Origin of the sequence: Anoxybacillus sp. PDR2 (genome assembly GCF_009834045.1) — a bacterium.
In the GTDB taxonomy this organism is placed as follows: domain Bacteria; phylum Bacillota; class Bacilli; order Bacillales; family Anoxybacillaceae; genus Anoxybacteroides; species Anoxybacteroides rupiense.
The window spans coordinates 897,822-920,104 of sequence record NZ_CP047158.1 but is presented as its reverse complement, the minus strand read 5'-3'; the positions used below and the strand labels follow the sequence as shown (position 1 = coordinate 920,104).

General features: G+C 42.8%; 29 protein-coding genes. 10 read left to right on the top strand and 19 right to left on the bottom strand.

The window, feature by feature from the left end; all coding sequences use genetic code 11:
• Positions 1-23: 23 nt before the first annotated feature.
• Positions 24-542 (top strand): YjcG family protein, encoded by a 519-nt coding sequence (locus tag GRQ40_RS04490; protein ID WP_044744185.1) that lies wholly within the window; start codon positions 24-26, stop codon positions 540-542.
• A gap of 1 nt (position 543) precedes the next feature.
• Entirely contained in the window at positions 544-975 is a 432-nt protein-coding gene (locus tag GRQ40_RS04485) for a GNAT family N-acetyltransferase (RefSeq protein ID WP_066148344.1), read from the top strand.
• A 208-nt stretch (positions 976-1,183) separates the two neighbouring features.
• On the opposite strand, the gene GRQ40_RS04480 is transcribed toward GRQ40_RS04485, so the two are convergent.
• A complete protein-coding gene (locus GRQ40_RS04480; protein ID WP_159719447.1) occupies positions 1,184-2,095 on the bottom strand; it encodes an MBL fold metallo-hydrolase in 912 nt (303 codons plus the stop codon).
• A gap of 14 nt (positions 2,096-2,109) precedes the next feature.
• Positions 2,110-2,352 carry a hypothetical protein gene (locus tag GRQ40_RS04475; protein WP_080860654.1) on the bottom strand — a complete coding sequence of 81 codons (243 nt, stop codon included), beginning with the start codon at positions 2,350-2,352 and terminating at the stop codon, positions 2,110-2,112.
• 120 nt (positions 2,353-2,472) lie between these two features.
• Here GRQ40_RS04475 and GRQ40_RS04470 point away from each other — a divergent pair, with 120 nt between their 5' ends.
• Entirely contained in the window at positions 2,473-4,680 is a 2,208-nt protein-coding gene (locus GRQ40_RS04470; RefSeq protein WP_159719446.1) for a UvrD-helicase domain-containing protein, read from the top strand.
• Positions 4,681-4,694: 14 nt separating this feature from the next.
• Here GRQ40_RS04470 and GRQ40_RS04465 read toward each other — a convergent pair whose 3' ends face one another.
• The 3 genes from GRQ40_RS04465 to GRQ40_RS04455 form a co-directional block, all read right to left on the bottom strand.
• Complete coding sequence (locus GRQ40_RS04465) at positions 4,695-4,955, bottom strand: sporulation-specific transcription regulator SpoVIF (RefSeq protein WP_044744180.1); 261 nt, start codon at positions 4,953-4,955, stop codon at positions 4,695-4,697.
• A 114-nt stretch (positions 4,956-5,069) separates the two neighbouring features.
• Positions 5,070-5,207, bottom strand: coding sequence for a YjcZ family sporulation protein (locus tag GRQ40_RS04460; RefSeq protein ID WP_080860649.1), 138 nt, complete (start codon positions 5,205-5,207; stop codon positions 5,070-5,072).
• Positions 5,208-5,274: 67 nt separating this feature from the next.
• Entirely contained in the window at positions 5,275-5,514 is a 240-nt protein-coding gene (locus GRQ40_RS04455) for a hypothetical protein (RefSeq protein WP_044744179.1), read from the bottom strand.
• Positions 5,515-5,917: 403 nt separating this feature from the next.
• Here GRQ40_RS04455 and GRQ40_RS04450 point away from each other — a divergent pair, with 403 nt between their 5' ends.
• Positions 5,918-6,262 carry a thioredoxin family protein gene (locus tag GRQ40_RS04450; protein WP_304440073.1) on the top strand — a complete coding sequence of 115 codons (345 nt, stop codon included), beginning with the start codon at positions 5,918-5,920 and terminating at the stop codon, positions 6,260-6,262.
• A gap of 152 nt (positions 6,263-6,414) precedes the next feature.
• Here the strand turns inward: GRQ40_RS04450 and GRQ40_RS18275 are convergent, their stop codons facing one another.
• The 11 genes from GRQ40_RS18275 to GRQ40_RS04400 form a co-directional block, all read right to left on the bottom strand.
• Entirely contained in the window at positions 6,415-6,582 is a 168-nt protein-coding gene (locus tag GRQ40_RS18275) for a hypothetical protein (protein ID WP_172798647.1), read from the bottom strand.
• 15 nt (positions 6,583-6,597) lie between these two features.
• Positions 6,598-7,458 carry a DUF421 domain-containing protein gene (locus GRQ40_RS04445; RefSeq protein ID WP_066148340.1) on the bottom strand — a complete coding sequence of 287 codons (861 nt, stop codon included), beginning with the start codon at positions 7,456-7,458 and terminating at the stop codon, positions 6,598-6,600.
• Between the two features lie 12 nt (positions 7,459-7,470).
• Positions 7,471-7,677 (bottom strand): DUF1657 domain-containing protein, encoded by a 207-nt coding sequence (locus GRQ40_RS04440; protein WP_044744176.1) that lies wholly within the window; start codon positions 7,675-7,677, stop codon positions 7,471-7,473.
• 11 nt (positions 7,678-7,688) lie between these two features.
• The gene (gene spoVAE, locus GRQ40_RS04435; protein ID WP_044744175.1) at positions 7,689-8,045 is read right to left on the bottom strand and encodes a stage V sporulation protein AE; all 357 of its coding nucleotides are present in this window, start codon (positions 8,043-8,045) and stop codon (positions 7,689-7,691) included.
• A complete protein-coding gene (gene spoVAD, locus GRQ40_RS04430) occupies positions 8,042-9,058 on the bottom strand; it encodes a stage V sporulation protein AD (protein ID WP_066148338.1) in 1,017 nt (338 codons plus the stop codon). Before spoVAD ends, spoVAE begins: the two co-directional genes overlap by 4 nt.
• Positions 9,055-9,537: a stage V sporulation protein AC gene (gene spoVAC / locus GRQ40_RS04425; RefSeq protein WP_159719445.1), complete on the bottom strand. Its 483-nt coding sequence runs from the start codon at positions 9,535-9,537 to the stop codon at positions 9,055-9,057. The genes spoVAD and spoVAC overlap by 4 nt, the downstream gene beginning before the upstream one ends.
• 18 nt (positions 9,538-9,555) lie before the next feature.
• Complete coding sequence (locus GRQ40_RS04420) at positions 9,556-10,026, bottom strand: YhcN/YlaJ family sporulation lipoprotein (protein WP_159719444.1); 471 nt, start codon at positions 10,024-10,026, stop codon at positions 9,556-9,558.
• 120 nt (positions 10,027-10,146) lie between these two features.
• Positions 10,147-10,350 (bottom strand): DUF1657 domain-containing protein, encoded by a 204-nt coding sequence (locus GRQ40_RS04415; RefSeq protein WP_044744172.1) that lies wholly within the window; start codon positions 10,348-10,350, stop codon positions 10,147-10,149.
• Between the two features lie 120 nt (positions 10,351-10,470).
• On the bottom strand, positions 10,471-10,674 hold the full coding sequence (locus GRQ40_RS04410) for a phage holin family protein (RefSeq protein ID WP_044744171.1): 204 nt from the start codon (positions 10,672-10,674) through the stop codon (positions 10,471-10,473).
• A 30-nt stretch (positions 10,675-10,704) separates the two neighbouring features.
• Positions 10,705-10,923, bottom strand: a complete 219-nt coding sequence (locus tag GRQ40_RS04405) for a hypothetical protein (RefSeq protein ID WP_080860637.1) — start codon at positions 10,921-10,923, stop codon at positions 10,705-10,707.
• 310 nt (positions 10,924-11,233) lie between these two features.
• Positions 11,234-11,686 (bottom strand): GAS domain-containing protein, encoded by a 453-nt coding sequence (locus GRQ40_RS04400; protein ID WP_066148332.1) that lies wholly within the window; start codon positions 11,684-11,686, stop codon positions 11,234-11,236.
• A gap of 202 nt (positions 11,687-11,888) precedes the next feature.
• On the opposite strand from GRQ40_RS04400, the gene GRQ40_RS04395 reads away from it, so the two are divergent.
• From GRQ40_RS04395 to GRQ40_RS04370, 6 genes are all read left to right on the top strand, one after another.
• On the top strand, positions 11,889-12,605 hold the full coding sequence (locus tag GRQ40_RS04395) for a BMQ_0737 family morphogenetic spore coat protein (protein ID WP_044744169.1): 717 nt from the start codon (positions 11,889-11,891) through the stop codon (positions 12,603-12,605).
• 318 nt (positions 12,606-12,923) lie between these two features.
• A complete protein-coding gene (locus GRQ40_RS04390; protein ID WP_159719443.1) occupies positions 12,924-13,709 on the top strand; it encodes an intermediate filament family protein in 786 nt (261 codons plus the stop codon).
• Between the two features lie 163 nt (positions 13,710-13,872).
• The gene (locus tag GRQ40_RS04385) at positions 13,873-14,196 is read left to right on the top strand and encodes a hypothetical protein (RefSeq protein ID WP_052660982.1); all 324 of its coding nucleotides are present in this window, start codon (positions 13,873-13,875) and stop codon (positions 14,194-14,196) included.
• A 518-nt stretch (positions 14,197-14,714) separates the two neighbouring features.
• Positions 14,715-16,004 carry a UDP-glucose dehydrogenase family protein gene (locus GRQ40_RS04380; protein ID WP_159719442.1) on the top strand — a complete coding sequence of 430 codons (1,290 nt, stop codon included), beginning with the start codon at positions 14,715-14,717 and terminating at the stop codon, positions 16,002-16,004.
• Complete coding sequence (locus GRQ40_RS04375; RefSeq protein WP_044744166.1) at positions 16,001-16,957, top strand: NAD-dependent epimerase/dehydratase family protein; 957 nt, start codon at positions 16,001-16,003, stop codon at positions 16,955-16,957. Before GRQ40_RS04380 ends, GRQ40_RS04375 begins: the two co-directional genes overlap by 4 nt.
• Positions 16,954-18,105, top strand: coding sequence for a glycosyltransferase family 4 protein (locus GRQ40_RS04370; RefSeq protein WP_066148327.1), 1,152 nt, complete (start codon positions 16,954-16,956; stop codon positions 18,103-18,105). Before GRQ40_RS04375 ends, GRQ40_RS04370 begins: the two co-directional genes overlap by 4 nt.
• A 130-nt stretch (positions 18,106-18,235) precedes the next feature.
• On the opposite strand, the gene GRQ40_RS04365 is transcribed toward GRQ40_RS04370, so the two are convergent.
• The 3 genes from GRQ40_RS04365 to GRQ40_RS04355 form a co-directional block, all read right to left on the bottom strand.
• Positions 18,236-19,765, bottom strand: a complete 1,530-nt coding sequence (locus tag GRQ40_RS04365; RefSeq protein WP_159719441.1) for a glycosyltransferase family 4 protein — start codon at positions 19,763-19,765, stop codon at positions 18,236-18,238.
• Positions 19,762-20,862 carry a CotS family spore coat protein gene (locus GRQ40_RS04360; protein ID WP_159719440.1) on the bottom strand — a complete coding sequence of 367 codons (1,101 nt, stop codon included), beginning with the start codon at positions 20,860-20,862 and terminating at the stop codon, positions 19,762-19,764. The genes GRQ40_RS04365 and GRQ40_RS04360 overlap by 4 nt, the downstream gene beginning before the upstream one ends.
• A 704-nt stretch (positions 20,863-21,566) precedes the next feature.
• Positions 21,567-21,965 (bottom strand): CotO family spore coat protein, encoded by a 399-nt coding sequence (locus GRQ40_RS04355; RefSeq protein WP_066148322.1) that lies wholly within the window; start codon positions 21,963-21,965, stop codon positions 21,567-21,569.
• Positions 21,966-22,283: the final 318 nt, after the last annotated feature.

The following is a 22,283-nucleotide window of genomic DNA, read 5'->3' as shown; positions in this document are numbered from 1 at the left end:
CCGCAATATAGGGAGGGATTGAGTTGAAATACGGGATTGCTCTTTTTCCATCAAAACAGATACAGGATTTTGCGAATTCATACCGAAAACGCTATGATAGCCATTACGCACTCATTCCGCCGCATATCACGCTGAAAAACGTATTCGAAGCGGACGACATTCAAGCGCAAACGATTATTAAAACGCTTCGCCAAATTGCTGCGGAAACCGATGTAATTCCGTTAAAAATTACAAAATTCAGCTCGTTTTATCCGGTGAACAACGTCATTTATTTAAAAGTGGAGCCAAACGAGACGCTTCAGGAGCTTTATAAAAAATTGCACAGCGGTGTTCTTACAGACCAATCTGATTATACGTTTGTCCCGCATATTACGATTGGCCGCAATTTATCGGACGCTGAGTATTTTGATGTATTTGGGCGGCTTAAAATGCAAACGGTGCATTTTGAAGAAACAGCCGATCGCTTCCATTTGCTTTATCAGCTGGAGGATGGCGCTTGGACTGTGTATGAAACCTTCCTGCTTGGAAAGGACCGAGAATAGCATGGAAGTGGCATTCGGCAGAAAAGACGATCAAGAGCTGTACAGCGACGCTCTTTTTGTGCGGAGAAAAGTATTTATTGAGGAGCAGGGCGTTCCTGAAGAAGAGGAAATCGATTTTTTTGAAGAAGACTCCGTGCATTTCGTTCTTTACGCACAAAACCAGCCGGTGGGAGCGGGAAGGCTCCGCATGATCGGGGATGGCATCGGCAAAATGGAGCGCATTTGCATTTTGCCCCATTATCGCAACAAAGGAGCCGGTCGCCTGATTATGGAGCGCATCGAGAAATTTGCCAGAGAAAGCGGTTTACTGCAGGCGAAATTGAATGCGCAAACACACGCTGAACCTTTTTATCAAAAGCTCGGCTATGAAACCGTTTCCGGCGTATTTATGGATGCAGGCATTCCGCATGTGACGATGATAAAAACACTCTAGGACCGTATGATCATACGGTCCTTCAAACTGCGTCAGTCCGCTTATGAACGCTTTCATTCGCTTCTCGTCTTTGCTCGTCTACGCTCCTTGTCTGCCAATCATTTTCAAGCGAGTCCGATGTGAAACCATCACCATCAATAAAGGATATAAAAATGGTTGTAGACAACGTCAACATGGACGTTGTCTACAACCATTGGGACCGTAATCATCATACGGTCCTTTTTTCATAAGGCGCAATCCACAATGCATGCCGCTGAATGGAAAGCACAGCTTTTTCATCCTTGACCAGCTTTAACAAGTAGCCGGTTATAGCGGTGCGATATAGCACCCATGAAGAAAGGCGGCTTGTCTCGATCTCCCAGCGCGTACACATTTCGCGAACCAATTGTTCATGGCTCAATCCGTCTGGCGCGTTTTTGATCACATCCTCCATGCTTTCGAGTACGCGCTGATGCCAAGCGATATTCTGGCGAATTAGCTCCTCAGCATCTTCTTCATAGGCCCCATGCCCAGGAACGGCGCGCTTTACAGGCCATTCAAGCAGACATTTAAGGGTTTGCAGCGTTTGATCGGCATCCACAAGATAAGGGATTTTATGCTTTTGTAATGTTTCTCGTCCAAAAAAGGCATCGCCCGCATACAGCACATCGTGAATCTGATAGCCCAGCTGATAATAGCTATGTCCTGGCAAAGCGATGCTGTTGATCGAGATGCCTTGAATGTCCCATACTCCTTCGCTCACTACCTCATCAATCCGTATCGCTTCTCCTTCCAAAAACTTATTTCGCATATCCAGCGTCGGCCAATTTCCTTGAAACAAATAGATCGGTTCAAGCATTGGATTGCGCAAAATCGCTTCTTCTAAAACAGGAGCCATCGTATAAATGTTTCGCTTGTTTTGCAAATACGCCGCTCCTCCGTAATGATCCGCGTGAGCATGAGTGATAAGAAGGTGGGTAAGCGGCAGACGTTCCTGATCCAATTGATTCAATACCTTTCTCATCGCTCCTTGATCAAGCCCCGCATCAATCAAAATTCCTACCTCTCCATCGCAAACATAGCCAATATTCACAGCTCCTTGAAAATAATGGCAATGATGGTTAATACGAATCAGCTTCATGAAACTCCTCCAGCTTAAATGGATTGATTTAACCGTTGTCCTTTGCCTGTCAGCTCTGCTTCAAACCGAGCAGCGGCTGTTTGTTTTTCTTTGTCGGGACGCCTAGATCGGGAACGCTGATAAGTAGCCGCGTTGTTTTGCTCCGCTATTCGGCTACATGCTGTAATCGGAAATGCCGCCGGCACCCCCGAATGCGTTCGTCCAGGTCGATTCGCATAATAAAAAAAGGCGTCATATGGAAATCCCACTGTATACATATTGGATTCCTCCTTGTTTATTTAAATTCGCTCCTCCACAAACAAATCCTTTTTTTCTCATCTTATGTTTTGTTAAGATAAACATTGACGTTCGCAAAAGACAAAAAGGAGCTTTCGATAATGGATAAAGCAGTTTATAAAGGAAAAACGCTGCGGCTTGCGTCACTGCCCAGAGAAAAATATGAAGCGTTATATGAGGCCGCCTTGCGCGGACAGATTACCTGTACGATATGCGGCGATCCAGTTCAACTATATTTAGGCATTCAACAACAGCCACATTTTTACCATGAGGAGAGACACGTTTGCTCCCCTTCCTCTGCAATCAAACCATTCGAACATCCAGAATGGCGAAAACCGCTCGCTTATCAGGCTGCGTCACCTTTTTTGAAAACCCAACCAATCCCAAGCGAGCAGCAGGCGCCGGCCATTGCATCGCTTCCTTTAGACGCCTCCCAGCTGCAAGCGGTGCAAACAATTGAAGGACCGCTGCTTGTATTAGCGGGAGCCGGGAGCGGAAAAACACGTGTACTAACAGCACGAACAGCTTATATGATCGGGGAGCGAAACATCCCTCCTTCTGCGATCATGCTTGTAACATTTACGGCAAAAGCAGCAAATGAAATGAAAGCGCGGCTTCTTACATATCAAAATATGAATCAAGCAATCTTATCCCGGCTTGTAGCTGGCACATTTCACAGCATTTTTTACCGCATGCTTGTCCATTTCCATCCACAGCGCTGGCATTCGAGCCGTCTGCTAAAATGGGAATGGCAGAAGGAACAAATGATAAAAGAAGCGGGACGCGAGCTTGATTTAGATGAACGCGAATTTGCCTATGATCAAGCGCTACAACAAATCTCTTATTGGAAAAACACACTTGCCACTGTGGAACGTGTTCGAAGCAGCGGCCAATGGGAAGAGCGAGTTCTTTATTTGTATAAACGCTACGAGGAGATGAAGCAGGAACGAGGATTATTCGACTTCGATGATATGCTGTTAGGGTGCTACGAAATGCTAACGGAGCAGCCTTCTTTGCTTGCGCGCTACCAGGATCGGTTTCGTTATTTCTTAATCGATGAATTTCAAGATATTAACCGCGTGCAATACGACATTATCAATATGCTATGTGCTCATACGAGAAATCTTTGCGCCGTCGGCGACGATGACCAAGCGATTTATTCATTTCGCGGTTCTGATCCCTCGTTCATTTTAGAATTTGATCGTCACTATCCTGAAGCGAAAGTCGTTGCCCTTACTGAAAATTATCGTTCGTCCCATCATATCATAGAAGTCGCCAACACTGTCATTTCGCGAAATCGCTTCCGACGCAGCAAACAAATGAGGGCGCAATTTGCCGATGATGAACCCGTGCTTTTCTTTTTTCCGTATGATGAAGAAGAAGAGGCGACAATGGTAGTGGAGGATATTAAAGAACGGCTTCAGCACGGAGCTAAACCTAGCGATTTTGCCATCCTCTATCGTACTCATACCACATCGCGTGCGATTTTTGAACGTCTCGTGCAGGCCGGACTTCCTTTTGTTGTGGAGCAGGACGGCGAATCTTTTTATCAACGCCGCTTTGTTCGTTATTTACTTGCTTATTTGCGGCTTAGTCTGGATCCCAATCATGAAGAAGCCATCAACGATCTGCTTGTGTCTCTCTTTTTAAAGCAGTCGCTTCTTCAAGAAATAAAGGCCGTAAGCATTCTTGAAGATTGTTCGCTTTTGAAGGCTTTAACAAGCTTATCGTCGATTTATCCATTTCAAAGAAAAAAATTAAAAAACATTTTTCCTTTCTTCAAAAGCTTAGCGAAGTTGAAGCCAATTGAGGCGATTGAGATGATTGAGACGGAAATGGGATTTTCAGAGTTTCTTAAAAAACGAGGAAATGAAGGCAATGTGATTGAAAAGGGGAGCGATGATATTCGGGATGTAAAGGTAGTAGCCAAAAAGTTTAAAACCGTTCCCGCGTTTCTCAAACATGTGGACACGATGATGGAAGCTGCCAGACAGCTGCCCAAGCAAAAGACAGCCCCAAACGCCATTCAGCTCTCGACGATTCATCGGGCCAAAGGATTGGAATATCCGTATGTATACGTGTTGGGAGCAGTGGAAGGAAGTATTCCACATGACTATGCCATGGAAGCAAATCGCAATGGAGACCCGCTTCCCTTAGAGGAAGAGCGACGTCTCCTATACGTTGCGATTACAAGAGCGAAACGTTCACTTCATCTATCTGTTCCAGCACATAGACGAATGAAAACCGCTCAGCCATCACGCTTTTTAAAAGAATTGGTTCGGCAAACGACCGAGGGAGCTCCCGTATAGAGACTCCCTCCTCGTTACTTTTTGTTGTTGTTCAGCATATTCGCAATGGTATTAAAATCTAGTTGTTTACCGTTTTTGGTGATCATCTTCACAATTTGGTCTTCTAATTCTTTCGGCACTTTTCGATTAGCGATTTGCGCTACTCGCTTTACAACCCCGCGCACTGTTTGCTCATCTTTAAAGTTTGCGTTTTGTAATGAATTAGCCAGTTCAAATATATCTTTCATATTCACGCCTGTTTTCTTTTCAACGTTTTTAAAAAATTGGTTATCCATCTTTCCATCCTCCCTTTTACTATTACATCGTATGAAAAAACGAATAAGAAGTGCATCCATTCAAAGAAAAAGTACGAGCTGCTCTTTTCTCAACCAGCCCGTACCTTCGGTTCATTAACCTACAAACGCCGCACCCACGATAATTAACAAAATAAACAACACGACGATTAACACGAATGTAGAACCGTAACCATAACCGCCGCCGCCGTAGCCATAACCACCATAACCACCGTATCCACAATATCCAAACATTGCGTTGCACCTCCTTGCATGTTGGTAGTTCTATCGTATGCAGGAATGACGAAAACGGTATGGGCGCTTATGATTTAAAATTCCGGAAAATTCGCTCCATTTGTTTTCCTTTTTTCCCAAACCAGCTATTGATATAACCGATATTTCCTTCAATATCTTTTAAAAATTGGCCGTTCATTTTTTCAATTTCCTTTATTTTTTGTTCAAATTCCTGTCCCCACTTTTCAAATCGTTTAATAAATTGGTCATGTCCTTCATGCTTAGATTTGGCGATATCCCGCAATGCTTTTTCAAATTTTTCGCTCATCCCTTCACCGCCTTTCTATCAGATTATTTATGCAAAAAGCCAAACAATGTGCGCGATAAATTCGGAAGATTAAAAAATTGGCATAAAAGTAAGGATGTTTTGAGAGCGGAAAGAAGCACTGACTTGCCTTCGGTTGTGGGAAAAACGGGGATTCTTCTTTTGAAATGATAATAGGTTCAATTTTCTGTTTGTTGAGCATGACGCATAAGTAGTGTGGATACCTCTCCATATTTATAAACCTGCCTATCATCATAATAGGCTATATGGACTCCAATAGGGTCAAGCAATGTCAATTTTATTGGATCATCAACACATCTGTTATATTATCAACACCTGTGATAAGACATATCGATTCTTTTTTACAAACGAAATATGATAAAGTAGAAGCGGATGAATTCAACATGTGAATAAGGAGGAATTTCGGTTGAAAGAGTTGCAAACCATTGATCAATTCCAAGAGGTCATTTCCGGGGAACAGCCGGTTATTGTCAAATTTTATACAACATGGTGTCCTGATTGTGTGCGCATGGATATGTTCATCGCTGATATTGTCAATGAATATTCACAATACGATTGGTTTCAAATCAATCGTGATCATGTGCCAGAGCTTGCTGAAAAATACCAGGTAATGGGCATTCCTAGCTTGCTTGTGTTTCAAAAAGGCGAAAAAACGGCTCATCTTCACAGCGCTAATGCTAAAACGCCTGAGGAAGTAAAAGAATTTTTACGATCCGTTTTCTCTAAATAAAGCGGAATAAGCCAGTGGAATTCATTCGTTTTCCCTCGCTCTTTCCGAGACCGCACGCATTATGCAACTACATCGCCAAAAAATAGCGTTTCAATCTACTTAAAAAGGGTGTCCCGAGGTTTTGCTAAATCGGGCACCCTTTTTACAAGATCCTAGTAGTCAATCTCTTCATACTCCTTTGGATGAGGCGTCACATGCTCGTCGTTGTATGTCCATTTAATGTCGATTTCTTCATCGGTCGTATAAGCGGGCTGTTCCGTCTCTTTTTTCTTTAACGATATTTTTATATCCTCATCTGTTGTTGTCACTTTTTTCTTCATTCAGGCCACTCCCTTTTAATTTTTTAATAACGGCTCTACTTTTGCCAACAGATTACGAATTTTTTCCGCATTTTTCTGATACATCGCCTTCGCTTCCTCTGCTTTTGTCTCTAAAGCAAAGATCTCAAAATCTGCCTCGACCTTTTTCAGAGCCGCCAGTAGCAGTTGCTTTTCTGACGCTTCCGGTATTTGAATTTTATCATCATATAAATCGACGGTTAGCTGGCCGTATGAATCCACTTGGGCAATAAAAACATTTTCCAACGTTACCCCTTGCTTCTCTAACTCCATTTGGAGCCATCTGCGATTTAATCCGGCAGTTGAGAGCGGTTCGTCTAGAATTTTTCCATCCATAATCACCGTCTGCGGTTCTTTTTCGTTTGGAGCATTTGGAAAGACATCGCCAACCGCTAGAGGCTGTTTTTCCCTTTTCAATAAAACGTTTAAATCTCCATTCGGTTCTAATACGGCAAATTCGACGTCTGCCAAACGAAATACGTCTTTTTTTCGCAGCTGCTCCATCAATTCATCAATCGTGTATTTTTCCTTTTTCAAGTTATCTTCTAATACTTTTCCGTTTTTAATGAAAACCGTTGAATTCCCTTCGACAAAATCGCGGAACTTTTTATTTTTCAATGAAATATACGAGACGGCAACAGGAACTAAAGACCATATTAAAATGCTGGGGATTCCTTCCCTTAGATTAATACTGAGGTCGACCGACATAGCTGCCGCAATATCGCCGACCGTAATCCCGACAATATATTCAAAAAAAGACAGCTTCGATAATTGTTTTTTTCCTAACATTCTTGTAATGATAAACAATCCGATCAAAATGGAAGCGGATCGTATCGATGCTTCTAACCATATTGGCATTGATCATGCTCCTTACTTTCCATGATATTGTGGTTCTTCTCGCTCTAATTGGCTAATGCGCTGCTTTAAATCAGCAATGATTTCCTCTGTTTTCATCATCGCCTCATGAAATGTTCGCTGCGCCTGTTCATCCCTTGAAGAAAGAGCGAATTGCTGAAAAGAAGCGCGAATACTTTTTAGGCTGGCCAAGCTTTGCTTAACTTGTGAAGCAACAGTCATAGCTTTCCTCCTTATCCTTTTGGGCGAAACAATAACGCACCAATAAATCCAAAGACGATCGCGGCTGAAATTCCTGCGCTTGTGACCTCAAACATGCCCGTTAATACACCAATAATGCCGTGCTGTTCCCCTTCTTGAAGCGCTCCATGAACGAGAGCATTCCCAAAGCTTGTAATCGGAATGGTGGCGCCAGCTCCGGCAAAATCAATTAATGGCTCATATAAGCCAAAGCCATCCAAAACCGCACCAGCGACTACAAGAATGCTTAATGTATGAGCTGGGGTCAGCTTAAACACATCCATCATAATTTGACCAATCACACAAATGATCCCACCAACAACAAACGCCCAAAAAAACATTCCCATCATTCTTCATCCCCTCCATATTCAATCGCGACTGCATGCGCGATACATGGAATCGTTTCACCTTGCTGAAACGATAACGGCGATAATAAGGCTCCTGTTGCTACGACGAGGATTCTTTTCAATTCTCCTCGCTTCATGCGATTGAGCAAATGTCCATATACAACAGCTGCCGAGCACCCCGCACCGCTCGCTCCCGATAATACGGGCTGACCTTCACGATAAATCAGCAAGCCGCAATCTTGGTATTTTTCTTCATCAAGATTCAATCCATGCTCCCGCAATAAATCGAGCGACACTTGCCGTCCAATTTTTCCTAAGTCTCCAGTTACAATTAAGTCGTAATCCGAGCTGTCCATTTGCATATCGCGCAGATGCGCTTCAATCGTATCAACGGCAGCGGGCGCCATCGCTCCTCCCATGTTAAACGGATCCGTTAATCCCATATCCACCACGCGGCCCATTGTCGCAGCAACGATACGGGGTCCGGCTCCGCTGCTGCTGATTAGCGCTGCCCCGGCCCCTGTTACCGTCCATTGAGCCGTCGGCGGTTTTTGTCCGCCGTATTCAGTAGGGTAGCGAAATTGCTTTTCTACTGCTGTATTATGGCTTGACGCGCCCGTTAAAACATATTGCGCTCCGCCATGATTCACAATAAAGGCTCCAAGCGCAAGCCCTTCCATTGAAGTAGAGCAGGCTCCAAACACGCCAATATAAGGGGCGCCGATTGTTTTGGCCGCAAAGTTGGACGGTGTCATTTGGTTAATGAGATCACCGGCAATGATAAATTGTATATGTTCTTTTGTAATGTTGCCTTTTTCCATAGCTTTAAAAAAGGCTTCTTCCAGCAGCACTTTATGAGCCTTCTCGTATGATTCTTCCCCGAGCCAAAGGTCTTCATGCAGCAAATCAAAATCATCGGCAATGCGTCCGTTTGCTTCAAATGGCCCTCCGACTGCCGCTGCGGCAACAATGGCAGGCTTGTTCTCAAATATCCAGGTGCGATGCCCTTTCATCATCCGAGCCCACCCCATTTCACGGCAATCGTTTTAATTAAGGCAATGACAAAAGCAGCAAAGGTGCCAAATAAAATGACAGAACCCGCCAGCTTAAACATGTTGGAGCCGACTCCTAAAACAAATCCTTCTGTCCGATGTTCAATCGCTGCGGAAATGACGGCATTTCCAAATCCCGTTACCGGTACGGCTGTTCCAGCTCCAGCGAATTGAGCGATTCGGTCATAAATACCAAATCCAGTTAAAATCATCGACAAAAAGACCATCGTTGCCACGGTCGGATTGCCGGCTGTTTGTTCAGTAAAATCAAAAAAATACATATAAAAATAAGAAACGGCCTGGCCGATTACACAAATCAACCCGCCTATGAAAAAAGCGCGAATACAATTTTTCAACACTGGACGCTTCGTTTCCCGTTCTTTTGCAAATGCTTGATAATCCTGCTGTACCGCCGTTAAATTTTTCCGTTTCTCATCTGCCATCTCGTTCACCCCTTTGGATTATGCGGTCTCTTCGCTCAGTTTCTTCAGTTTTTCGATTTCTTCATTCAGCTTGCGTTCTCCCATTCGCGTTTTTTGCAGCTGCTTTTTCAGCTCGTTCGTCTTCCAAAACAGCTTTAAATCGCTGGAGATTACGACTTGATGCTGTGGAAATCGTTCTTTCAGCTGCTTCTGCACCTCTTTTTCGATTTGTTTTTTATGAAAACGCTCCATGTGTTTGACTTGATAAGCAAGGAACAGTTTATTTTTCGTATTGACGGCCACTGCATCGCGAATCGCTTGTTTTTGCTTGATATCGTTCACCGCTTGTTGAGCGGCAGACTGGTCCATCGTTGCCGAATACGCTGTTCCATCCATATTTAATCGAATCATATTTCTTCCTTGGAGCGATTGGTCCTTCACTTCTGGCTCTCTTGCGCAACCAACGATAAAGAGGCTACAAATCAGTAATAATGTCACCTTTTTCATCATTCTTCATCAACCCATTCATCTATGTATTTCGTTTGAAAAAAGGTTGGTGCTTAACCAACCTTTTAATCCTTGCAGGCGTGCTAACCTTTGTTGCGGAAACAAAAAACGCCTGCCACAGCTTTATTGATTATATTGCGGCTCTTCTTTTTGGATCTCTTGAACACGGGCGTTCACTAAATCAACAATGGCTTGCGTTTGTTGAGCTGCTTGCTGATAAAGCTGTTTTGCCGCTTTATTCTCGGTTTGAAGTGCAAATGTTTCGAAGCTTGCTTGAGCTGATTTTAATCCGGCAAGCGTTTGCTTTACTTGAGATGCTACTGTCACGTGCACAACCTCCTAAAAATTTTGATTACACTGTTAGAATGGGTTTTTGTAACAAAAATATAACTTCCATTTTTTTCTGAAATAAAAAACTGCCTCTTTACTATAGAGGCAGAATGTTGTTCATTCTTTTTTATCGGTTTTGTCCAAATAACCACGCCCAATTGACGGATTATTGATGATTCCGGCTACAACCAAAATTCCTAGCAACGTTTCATACAGCTGTTCGTATTTTCCTAAATCAAGATCCACTCCGAATGTTTGCAACGCCAGTAAAATAAACGAGCCAAGCGCTACCCAAAGCCCATAGTTTTTAAATCGTTCCATTTCTCCTCAGCTCCATTTTCACTTATTCAATTAAAACCATGAAAAAGGTCTTCTGTTTTCGTCGCCATCATTCTCTTCTGAATGATGGTCTTTATGCGTTTCCTCCGCTTCCATCTCGCCACTCTCTACATGGCGCGGCGGCGAGAACCACGGATCGTGGATGCGGCCCTTTGGAGAAATAATGACATCATCAGCGTGGATAATTAATTTATCAACGTGGATGACACGAGGCTTTTTATTTTCGGACATCTTCGCTTCCTCCCTTGTAATTTAAGCTTTTTGCATTGTTAGACTATGCAACTGTCACGCTTATGGTATAGGCGTTTTTCATAAAAAAGGATGATCTTTCCGATAATCCTTGCAGCTTCGTTCATTTTTTTCTAATCGTCTTTCCACATCCGCATCCACCAGATTTTTTTCCTTTAGATGATGAGTGGATCGAATAGGATTTCGACCCATTGATAACAATCGGCTTTTTCCCTTTCATCGCTCTATGACCTCCAAGTGTTGGGTTGTTACTATTCTATGAAGGCAGCAGAGCGTTGGTACCAGGCAAACTTTATTTTTCTTCCGTTCCTTCACTAAAGGAAAAAGGAGCTGAAGATGGAGGAGAATCATTTTTTTCCTTTCTTTTGATAATCGCATTTTGTTGTCGCAGCGTGTGGAAAAACCAATTCTCTCCTTCCTCTGTTGGAAAATGGATTTTGGATTGTGCTAAACGCCGTTCCAGCTCTTCTTTTTCTTGCTTAAGTTTCGTTAACTCTTCGTACCGTTTTTCACTTTGCCAAGCAAGCTCTTTTAAAATGATATTTTCAGCCACCACTTCTTCTATTTGCTTTGTTAACTCTCTTACTTTAGCTTCTGCCCTTTCCAGTTCCTCTGTGAGTCGTTTATTTTCCAGCTTGAGCGCGTTAGAATCGTTTCGCTGCGCTTCATATTGCGCCAGTTTGGACTGCAAATCCGCCATTTTTTGCTTCAATACCATAACATCCTCTTGTGGTTTTGAGTTCACCGCTATTCTCCTCCTTAAAAAATCATGTGATTCTAATACATACAAATTCAACCCGTTTTCCTTTTAGACCAAAAAAATGAAATTTCCGCTTTTATCACGGCACATTTACCCAGCTTTTTCATAGTATACAGTAGTCGTAACCTCCGCTACGATTTATTTCATTCATTACAGCGGAGAAAACTTTAAATAGGAGGAAAGAGTTATGAGTCACTCTCATCATAAAGAAAAAGTATGTATTAAAACTCGCAAAGTGTATGACTGGGTTACTCGCCAGGTCGATGTACCGCTAAGAAGCTTTAACGATGATGAATTAGAAGCCGTCTTTCCAGAAGATCGCTGCCCGCGACATCATAAAAACATTTGTGATTTCTTGGCTTCCAATGATTTGAACGCTCAAGATTTCATGATCCGCTGCTTCTTATCCGACGAGGATGGAAACCGAATCGATCCTGTAGTGGATAACGATGCGCTTATCTGCCAAGAAATCATCCAATCCAATGGCCGGCAGCCTGTCAATGTTACTCTGCCATCTGGGGATCAAGTCACATTGCAAAAAGTGAAAGTGCTTGTGAAAGGGCACGTTGTTGTACAAATTTTAAATGCGAACGGACATATTGTCGGCGAATCAGCCCCTATTCCGTTTGCTACTGCCCAAACCTTTATTTTATGCGCTCCTGAAGGAACATCGCTTGACTGCCATATTTCCTTCTTCGAATGCGATGCCAGCTTGATCTGCACAAACAACTTTTCACAATTAGATGTTTCCATCACATTGTGCTTAGAAGTGCAAATTGAAGCGGATGTGAAAATTGAGGTAGAAGGTCGTTTTTGCAGACCACGTGAAGAAATTTTGGAAGCAACACTTTGCCCTACTGATAACTTCCCGCCTCAATGTCCTGAAGTATTCCCAAGTCATTAAATCTCTTTGCGAGTTAGGCTGTTGCTCCATACAACAGCCTTTTTTATTTGCAGATTCACAGCAGGAAAAACAGGGAGAATGTTTGGATCCACGATCATATAAGGTGAAGCTTCCCCTTTTGATTTTTATAAGACTTTAAGTAAGCCAGCCTTGGAAACATCCTTGTGGCATTCTATTACAACTTATACAGTCGTATTCATTTTCTTTTTTCATATATATATATCAAGAGTACAAATGAATCCATTATGACGGATTCGAAATGCCTGTCGAACCAAGGACTCGTTTGACGTATTCAGCCTGTTAAGGAGGGTGGAGATCATGGGACAAAACCCCCCGAACCACCAAATTCAATTGCAGCAAAAAATTATCCATTACCGTTCAGAAATTGCTAAATATGAAACTCAGTTAAAAGCGCTCGAAACAGAGCTGCAAAAAGAAAAACTCCGCAATGAATATTTGCTCGACAAGCTTCATTTGACTGAAACGACGCATATTGAGCCTTACGAAAAAAAGATCGCTCAGCTCGAACAGCAAATGTTATCGTACGAGGTAGCCCTTGAAGAGGCTGAACGGCAAATTCAGCATCTAAAGCAATTGAAGTATACCGAACATGAAGAAAAAACGGTTCCTGCGGTGACGAAAGCCCAAGCCTTTTTTGCCTACTCGCTCCTTCTTCCTGAAACAAGCGAAGAAGAAATCATTGTCATTGGCGATTTTGTTATTCAAAATATTGGAAATGAACCACTAAGTAATTTGATTGTTTGCATCCGCTCTTCCCCAAAAAGAGCAGGTGAACTTAGCGGTAAAATCGCAACGAAGCCTCTTCCGGCTGACTCTCATGCTTCTGACGCATCGAATGAAACCATGTTGGAATGGACATTTGCCTACGAGGATTGGAAAGAGAAAATCAAAGAGGGAGAATACTGGCTGAAGCCGACCCATATGAAAAAGCTGATGCCAAATGAAGAACTGCGCTTTTCCCACTTCGAAATGAGAATTAACCAAATAGAAGATATCCGCTCCGTTGTCGTAAACGGCTTCGTTTACTGCAATGAAATACCGCGCGGGCTGGCGTCATTAAATCATATTATTATTAACCTATGATCCCCTCTGTTTTCCATCAACAGAGGGGCTTTTTATTTAAGTTCTCTTTTCATCTCGAATATCAGAGCAAGCCGCATTAGGCGTTGGTCTAAACCGTTTTTCCCTTTCAGTCATATAATGTCACTAGCTATTTTTACTATCGTCCACAAGGGAGTGACAGAGCATGTATCGGGTATTCATTCATCCGCAGCTATTAAAGAAAAAAACAAAGAAAAGCCATGCAGTCTCACCAGTCGCCAATGAAGCAAAGCAGCAATTAGTCGGCTTGCCGCCAGGAACAGAGCTTAACGTTCATACTGCCGGCCAAACCTATTATAACGCCCTCTTCCAGTCATTTAACGAACAGACGGAAGAAGTTTCCTTATTAATCGATCCATTTTATAAGGACGGCGGCCAGATTATATGTGTTAAAAGCAGCGACATCCTTTCTCTTGATTTTCCTGTTTCGGAAAATAAGAGTCATTTCGCGGACAAAGAAGACGAATAATTGTATGCAGCCAGGTGGTAAACCTGGTTTTTTATTTGCTGTTATAATGGCAATTTTTCTTATAAAATAGGCTTTTGCCATATTTCCGATAAAGAATGTCCTCACATACACTATCACAAATAGTGCTCATCCTGCCCATTCGCACTTGAATCCGTGATTTTCTAATTCAATCATCACCCGTCACAACTAGCTTACGCTTTCATTGGCACATATTCACTCAGCAAAAGCAAGGCCTCGTCATCAAGGAAACGCTCAAGCACAAGCGATGACGGTTTTATATATACTTGATCAAACATTATTAAAAAACGGCCTCATACTAACGCAAAGATGCAGCAACTATCGAAAAAGAAAGTGATTGATGTTTTTGACCATCAGCAATAAGAATACAATTCGCCTCCATCACATACGTGCATGACGAAATAACAAGTCGATGACTTGCCCTCATCCCACTAACCAAACATCAATTTCTCGATTGTGGCTCCAAACAGATTCATTTGTTAAAAAAAGGGGTGTTTCTAATGAATGTATGCATTGTCGGAACTGGATACGTCGGATTAACAACAGCGGCGGTTTTAGCTGAACTCGGCCACCAAGTATACTGTGTCGATCAAAACCATGACAAAATCGAGCAGCTAAACCGCGGATATATTCCGATTTATGAACCCAATCTAAAAGAAATAATAGAGAAAAATCGCGACCGTCTCACTTTTACAAACGGCCTTGATCTAGGCATCAAACACGCTTCTATAGTTATCATTTGTGTCGGTACTCCTTCTTTAACAGACGGACGGACGGACTTAACCTACATCCAATCAGCCATTGACCATTTAGCGCTCCATATCGACTCCTATAAAACGATTATTATTAAAAGCACGGTGCCTCCTGGAACAACCGAACAGCTCTATATCCAATTATTAGAGAAAGGAGTGCCGAACCATTTATTTTCTATTGTTGCAAATCCTGAATTTTTAAGGGAAGGCTCAGCCATCTTCGATATGCTGCACGCGGACAAAATTGTCATTGGACTCCGTCCGGATGACCAGCGATCGCTCCCGATTATGAAAAGCTTATATGCCGGGATCTCTTGTCCATATGTGATTACAAGCCTCACAGGGGCAGAAATGATTAAATACGCTTCTAATGCCTTTTTGGCGACAAAAATTTCTTTCATAAATGAAATGGCACGCATCTGTGACGCCGTCGGCGCGAATATACACGATGTCGCCAAAGGCATTGGATATGATCCGCGGATTGGCCCCCATTTTTTGCAAGCAGGACTTGGGTACGGCGGATCATGTTTTCCGAAAGATGTAAAATCACTCGAGCAAGTTGCTCATTCCCAAAAGATTACCCCTCATCTTTTACAAGCGGTTCAGCTAATTAATGATTCTCAAGTGGATCTTTACATTCAAAAGCTGCAACAAGCAGTCAACCATTTATCTGATCAAACCATTGCGGTTCTAGGAATCGCTTTTAAGCCCAATACCGACGATACTCGCCACTCTCCTGCAGAACACCTTATTCGAAAGCTTAGCGAAGCCGGCTGCATCGTCCGTGCCTATGATCCGAAAGCGAAGCTAGATAGCAGCCATCAGCCAAACGTAACGCAAACCGATACCCTCCAAGAAGCAGTTGAAGGCGCAGATATCTTAATCATCGCCACTGATTGGCAAGAGTTTCGGCAATTAAATTGGCGAGAAATAAAAGCGCGAATGAACGGCCCCATTGTGCTTGACGCAAGAAATTGCCTCAGACGTCAAGACATTGAACAATGGGGACTACAATATATAGGAGTTGGTTGTGGATGAAAATCGTGGTCACGGGAGCGGCAGGCTTTATCGGCTCTCATTTATGCGAAAAATTATTAGAAGACGAGCAAAACATTGTCATAGGCATTGATGGCTTTATCGGCCCTACTCCCATCCATCTAAAATCCTTTAACATGGACTCGCTTTGTTCGCATCCAAGGTTTACGATGCTTGCCCAAGACCTTTTCATGATTGATTTAGAGGCTCTCTTAAAAGATGTAGACATCATTTATCATTTAGCAGGGATGCCAGGTGTTCGCACAAGCTGGGGAAAGGAGTTTGAAGCATACATTCTTCATAATATTTCTTCGACTCAACGGCTGCTGGAAGCATGTAAAAATTCGCCTATCAAGCAATTTATTTATGCTTCCACCTCCTCGGTATATGGAGAAAAAACCGGAAAGCTCTCAGAAACAGCAGAGACGGCCCCTCTTTCTCCCTATGGTATTACAAAATTAACAGGAGAGCATTTATGTCGCGTATATCACACCTCATTCGGAATTCCGACCGTTGTTTTACGCTACTTTACTGTTTATGGTCCAAGGCAGCGTCCTGATATGTCATTTCATCGCTTTATTAAACAATTGTTAACGAAGCAACCGATCACGATTTTCGGCGATGGAATGCAATCGCGTGATTTTACTTACATTTCTGATTGTATAGCAGGAACCATTTCAGTCTTGGGCAAACGCCATATCATTGGCAAAACATTTAATATCGGGGGAAAAGAAAAAGCATCCATTAATGAAGTCATTGATTTGCTTGAAGAATTGACAGGAATAAAGGCCGACAGACATTACTTCCCTTCAGCGCTTGGCGAACCCAAACATACTTGGGCCGATCTTTCAATGGCAGAACAAGATTTGCATTATTCCCCAAAAATAACGCTAAAAGAAGGATTAAGACGTGAAATCGAGTATATTCGTTCCATCTATCAGGTGGACCTGCCATGAATATCGCTTACATTTGTACAGAAAAGCTGCCTTCCCCTGCCATAAAAGGGGGAGCGATTCAGCTTATGATCGACGGAATCGCTCCGTTTATATCACAAACAAACAAGCTTACGATTTTTTCCATTACCGATCCGCTTTTACCTGTAAGAGAATGTAGAAATGGAATCGAGTATATTCGTTTTCCAAAAGAAACATATGAGCATGATGTGGCCGCCGAACTAGCGAAACATTCATTTGATGTGATTCATGTATTTAATCGTCCAGCCCATATAGCCAAATATAAAGAAGCCGCCAAACAAAGCTCATTTGTTCTCAGCCTTCATAACGATATGTTTTCTCCACTCAAACTATGTAAAGAAAAAGCGGAGCAAGCTTTGCAGAGCAGCACACTCATTACCGCAGTTAGCGAATATATCAAACAAACGGTGATTAGGAGATATCATGTCCCGGAGCAAAAAATTCGTGTTGCTTATTCAGGGGTCGATTTAGAAAAATATGTCCCTATCTGGACAGAGGAAGGCGAGCGCATTCGCCGCCAGCTTCGCCAAACATTCGGCATTGATGATCAAAAGGTAATCGTGTTCATCGGAAGGTTAAGCAAAACAAAAGGGCCGCACTTGCTTATTCAATGTATGCCTGATCTCCTTTTGCGTCATCCGGATGCACGATTGGTCATTGTCGGCGGAAAATGGTTTAGCGAAAACACTTGGGATGATTACGTAAGCATGCTTCATCGCTTATCTGCTCCGCTTAAAAACCATATTATATTTACAAACTATATTCCCTCTGAGCAAATTCCTCGCATGTTTTTAATCGGTGATGTATTTGTTTGCAGCTCACAATGGCATGAACCGCTTGCGCGTGTCCATTATGAAGCAATGGCAGCAGGAATCCCGATTATTACCACCAATCGCGGCGGAAATCCGGAAATTATCCGTCATCTGGAAAACGGATTTGTCATCAATCATTATCACGACGCCACTGCTTTTTCAAAAGCGATTGATTATATGTTCACTCATCCGGAAAAAGCACAAGAAATGGCGCGCATCGGCAGGGAGGAGGTGGAAAGACAGTTTCAATTTCGGCATGTCGCCCAGCGCTTTGCGGCGATATATGAAGAAGCGTTTACAAACCATTGCCTTCATTAGCGAATGCTTCTCTTTTAATAATCCATCAAAAAGCCACCCGCCTCTTAACAGAGTGTAAATAGGAAAGATTCGTCTTGCCTCATGAAATCATCAAGAAAGGATGCCCCTCATCGGAGCATCCTTTCTCTTTTCATTTGCCAATGATAAAAGCGCGAAACGGTTTGTCATTGCTTCCTTTCCCTTTCCTGCGAGGAAATACAGGAAGCTCATAAGAAGAGGACGATAACACTAAAGATTTGTGATTCGCAGCAGCCGGCGAATTAGGTTGTTTTTCTTCAAGCGTTTTCTTCCTTTTCGGTTCGCTTGCACTTACATGCTCACCAGTTGAGTTTTGTTCTTGCTTTGCTGGACGGTCCGCTTGTAACGTTCCTTTCCGCTTTCTTCCCTTTTCTTTCCTTTTGTTCTTCTGTTCAGTTTTGCTTTCCTCTTGATTTAAGTCTGCTTCCTCCAGTTCAACCGCTGTATGTTGTTGCAGCGGCTCAACTGCATATTCTTGGTGCGTTTGTTCGTGCTCTGCTTGCTGCGCATGGGTCCAAACATCAAGCAACTCAGAAGCCACCCGATTCCATTCATAGCGAGAAACCGCTAATTCTCTTCCTTTTTCCCCCATTTTCTTCATAAGCGATCGATCTGATATAATTTGCGCAATTTGAGCAACAAACTCGTTCGGATCTTCCGGATTTTCTACAACAAGACCGTTTTCTCTTGGCACGATCACTTCGGAATTGCCTCCTCGAGCAGTCGTTACAATTGGAAGGCCAGCAGCCATCGCTTCATAATGCACTCGAGCCAAGGGCTCCTGCCATTGGGATGTACAAACAAAGAGATCAGCAGCCGCAAACCAATTTTGAATTTCATCTGGAGCAACAAAGCCGGTTGTGACAACGGGCACTGGAAGTCTTTTTGCCAATGCGCGTACATAAGCAATATAATCATTTACATCATTTTGGCTAAACCATCTGCTTCCAATGATCACTAAGGCAAGATCTTTAAATTTTTTTGCTAGCTCTGGAAGCGCCCTCACTAATTGATCGACCCCTTTATTGCGAGAGAGTCTTCCGGCAAATAAAATCACCGTTTTATTTTCCAAGCCGTTAGCTCGGCGGATTTCCTGGCGTATTTTCTGCATTTTCGGATGGTGGCCTGGTAAAAACCGATTCGTATCCACCCCGGAATAAATTGTGCGCACCTTGGCAGCCGCTTGTGGGTAAAGGTCGCTAATTACATTTCCAACATAATCGCTGACCGTAACAATATTGGATACTTCTTGTATAACGTTCTCTGCTTCTTGAGGATCCATTTTTTCAGGATGAAACATATCGTTATGCATGCTTAGTGTAATTTTCGCTAACGGAGCTGCCTGCCTGACAGGAAGGACAAGACGCGGGCGGTTAAAAATATGGATCAGATCAAATGGATGTGCTTCAATGTAGCGAACAACACTTTCCCGATAAATCTCAAACACTTTTCCCGGAACTCGCACATAATGAATGCCGTCCAGCGTTTCTTCATCTGGCAGAGATGGATCGCTCACGCCTAATACCGTAATATCATGCTCTTTTTTTAAAAACGGAAGAATTCCCTCAATATAAGTTTGGATCGCTCCGCCTAATACTGGGGGAACAGGAAGTTTTTCCGTGCAAATCATTAAAACTTTCATTCGTATCCCCCTTTTTCCCAATCATGTTGAATCTCTTCTAAAACAGGCCATTTCGATTGATCCGTATCAACAATCGTTTGGATCAGCTGGGTCGTTTCTTCGTTTAGAAATAGTTCCGGCTCATATACAACTTCTTTTATATTTTTATAAAATTCATTCGGCATGGACAAATCAATCATTAAAATTTCATATAGCTCAGCCGAGATTGGATTTGCTTCATGGTATGATCGGATCATTTCCCTCATCCATTGCGCATCCCAGCGATATAAGTCAGCCATTGTGCCGCTAATCAGCTTTCTTAAATCACGAATTGGGAGATCAAAAGCAACACCGTCCAAGTCAATAATCCACATTCCTTCGGCTCCCATTTGACCATTGGACCAGCCATAGTCCTGATGGACAAGCCCCCAATACTCGTTTCCCTTCGCCGCCAGCTCAAAATAATGAGATTGATTTAGTCTGTCAAATCCTCTTTTTGCCTGCTCTTTAAACTCGTCGACAGTATTTAATAAATGCGGACTCGCCGGCATCTCTTGATAAGCCGTAGCAATGGTCCGAAACCATTCCATTTTTTCAATCATTTTTTTATAGCTTTTCGGCCACTTATGCAGTCTGGAAGCGACTTCTGCCTGCTGTGGCGGAACGTAGCCTTTGCTTAAGTGATGAAACTCGCCAAGAGCGTAGCATAGCTGCTTTGCTCCTTCTAAATCTTTAGAAACGGGCGCCAGTGGTTCAATCCACTCAGCCACAAACCATAACTTTCCCCCCACTTCCACATAATTTTGTCCATCCTTTGTCTGGATAATGGCTGGCACCCTTGCTTTCTTCACATTCACTAAATACTCTTGGGCGCCTAAACTAAACAAACTTCTAGTCGGTCGGCGATGCAATAACTTTAGACTTTTGGGGCCTGATTTTGTCTCTAGCTTCCAAATAGCTCCCCCTTTATCCGGCTTTGTCGTCACAACCTGACGGCTCTGTACAGACAAATCGTAGCTTTGCAGCACCTCTTGCGCTATTTGCTCGATATAATCAGGTACATAAAATTCATGATCTAGTTCACTGACCACCCACGGCCCGATTCCACTCTTCTCCACACGATCCCTCCTCTTGCCATATAAAGCGATTCACATCATTAACTGAATGAAGACAGCCTTTATAAACGATTCTCCTGCATTTGTTGCAAAAGTGTCTCCATTCTTTGAATAAAAACCCAGCGTTCCATGGAACATGCTCATGCACTAGATAGAAGCCTCCTCTTTTCATATGGAGCATATGCTGTTGTCCAACGGCCGAATGTCCAAGACCCCTTGCTTTCAGACTGATATTTCGCTAAACCGTTCGTTGTCCGGTTCGTAGTTACCGATTTTTGTGCTGAAGAAGAGTCTATGACCGTCAAGACCATCCGGCTGCTTTTTTCTCGAACCTGTTCGCTTGACCTTCAAAATGGCAGTTATTATAGAAACCCGTATAATGGATGACGCTCTCTCTTTTCCTTTTTGTCTTCATGTCCTAAACTCCTATTCTCGATCTTTTCACTTTATTGAGCCAACGAATGAGAGAGGCCACTCAGAAACAGAGGATCACCTCTTTTGACAGCGATGAGGCATCCGCCTGAAACCTACTATAAGGTATGCCGCCTTAGGAATAAGGTATAGACAAATATAACAAAGGGAAACATTTTTTCCTCTGAGCAGCCGTTACCGCTCTCCCTTTAACAAAAGAACGCAAGCTCTTCTTTATAAAAAATGCCCCTATCAGCTGTTAAGCTGACAGAGGCGATTTCTTCGCAATTTTCATCTTATGCATCTTTGCTAAACCCGATTAAGGTTACAGAATCAATTTGGTTAAATGGAATGGTAAATTTGTTTCCTCGGTCCGTTTGAAATTTCACATGACCGTTTCGATACTCCAAAATAAAGCCTTTATATTCCCCTTTTCTCGTAACAAGGTGGCATTTGATCCGTGACATTTGGTTAGGTAGCTTCACAAGAAATTGAATTTGCTCTTCCAATGTCATTTCTTGAAATTGCTTCTGTTTTCCTTGTTTCTGCGCATCCTCCCCCCATTCTGCTATTCCTGTCTGCTGAGATGATCGAGGCTTTTTGGCTTGAAAGGACTGCTGCATATATGAAACCTTTGGTTCTAAATTTGGTTGGACAATATAGAGAAGCGGCTCGTTCGGAACGCTTTGTTTCATCGGCTTTCCCCCTTTATTCAAAATGTTCTACAACATAATGTATGCTTTCTCTAGGCAAAAGTACACTCGCAAACAAGAAATGCCCGAGCGTGACAAAGCAGATTTCATAAAATAAAAAATGACCAAACTGCTTGTTTGGTTCTATCGCTGCCATTTGTGATGTGAATATTGGAGTTTGAACCTTTTCCGCGGTTGGGTGGACGAACGACACCGCTTCCCAGAATGTCATGGAGATCTTCTGTCGTCCATTGCTTTCCTTGTTACGTTTATCAAAAAAAGAAGCAGCCCGCGGATATCACCCACAGACTGCTTTGGATT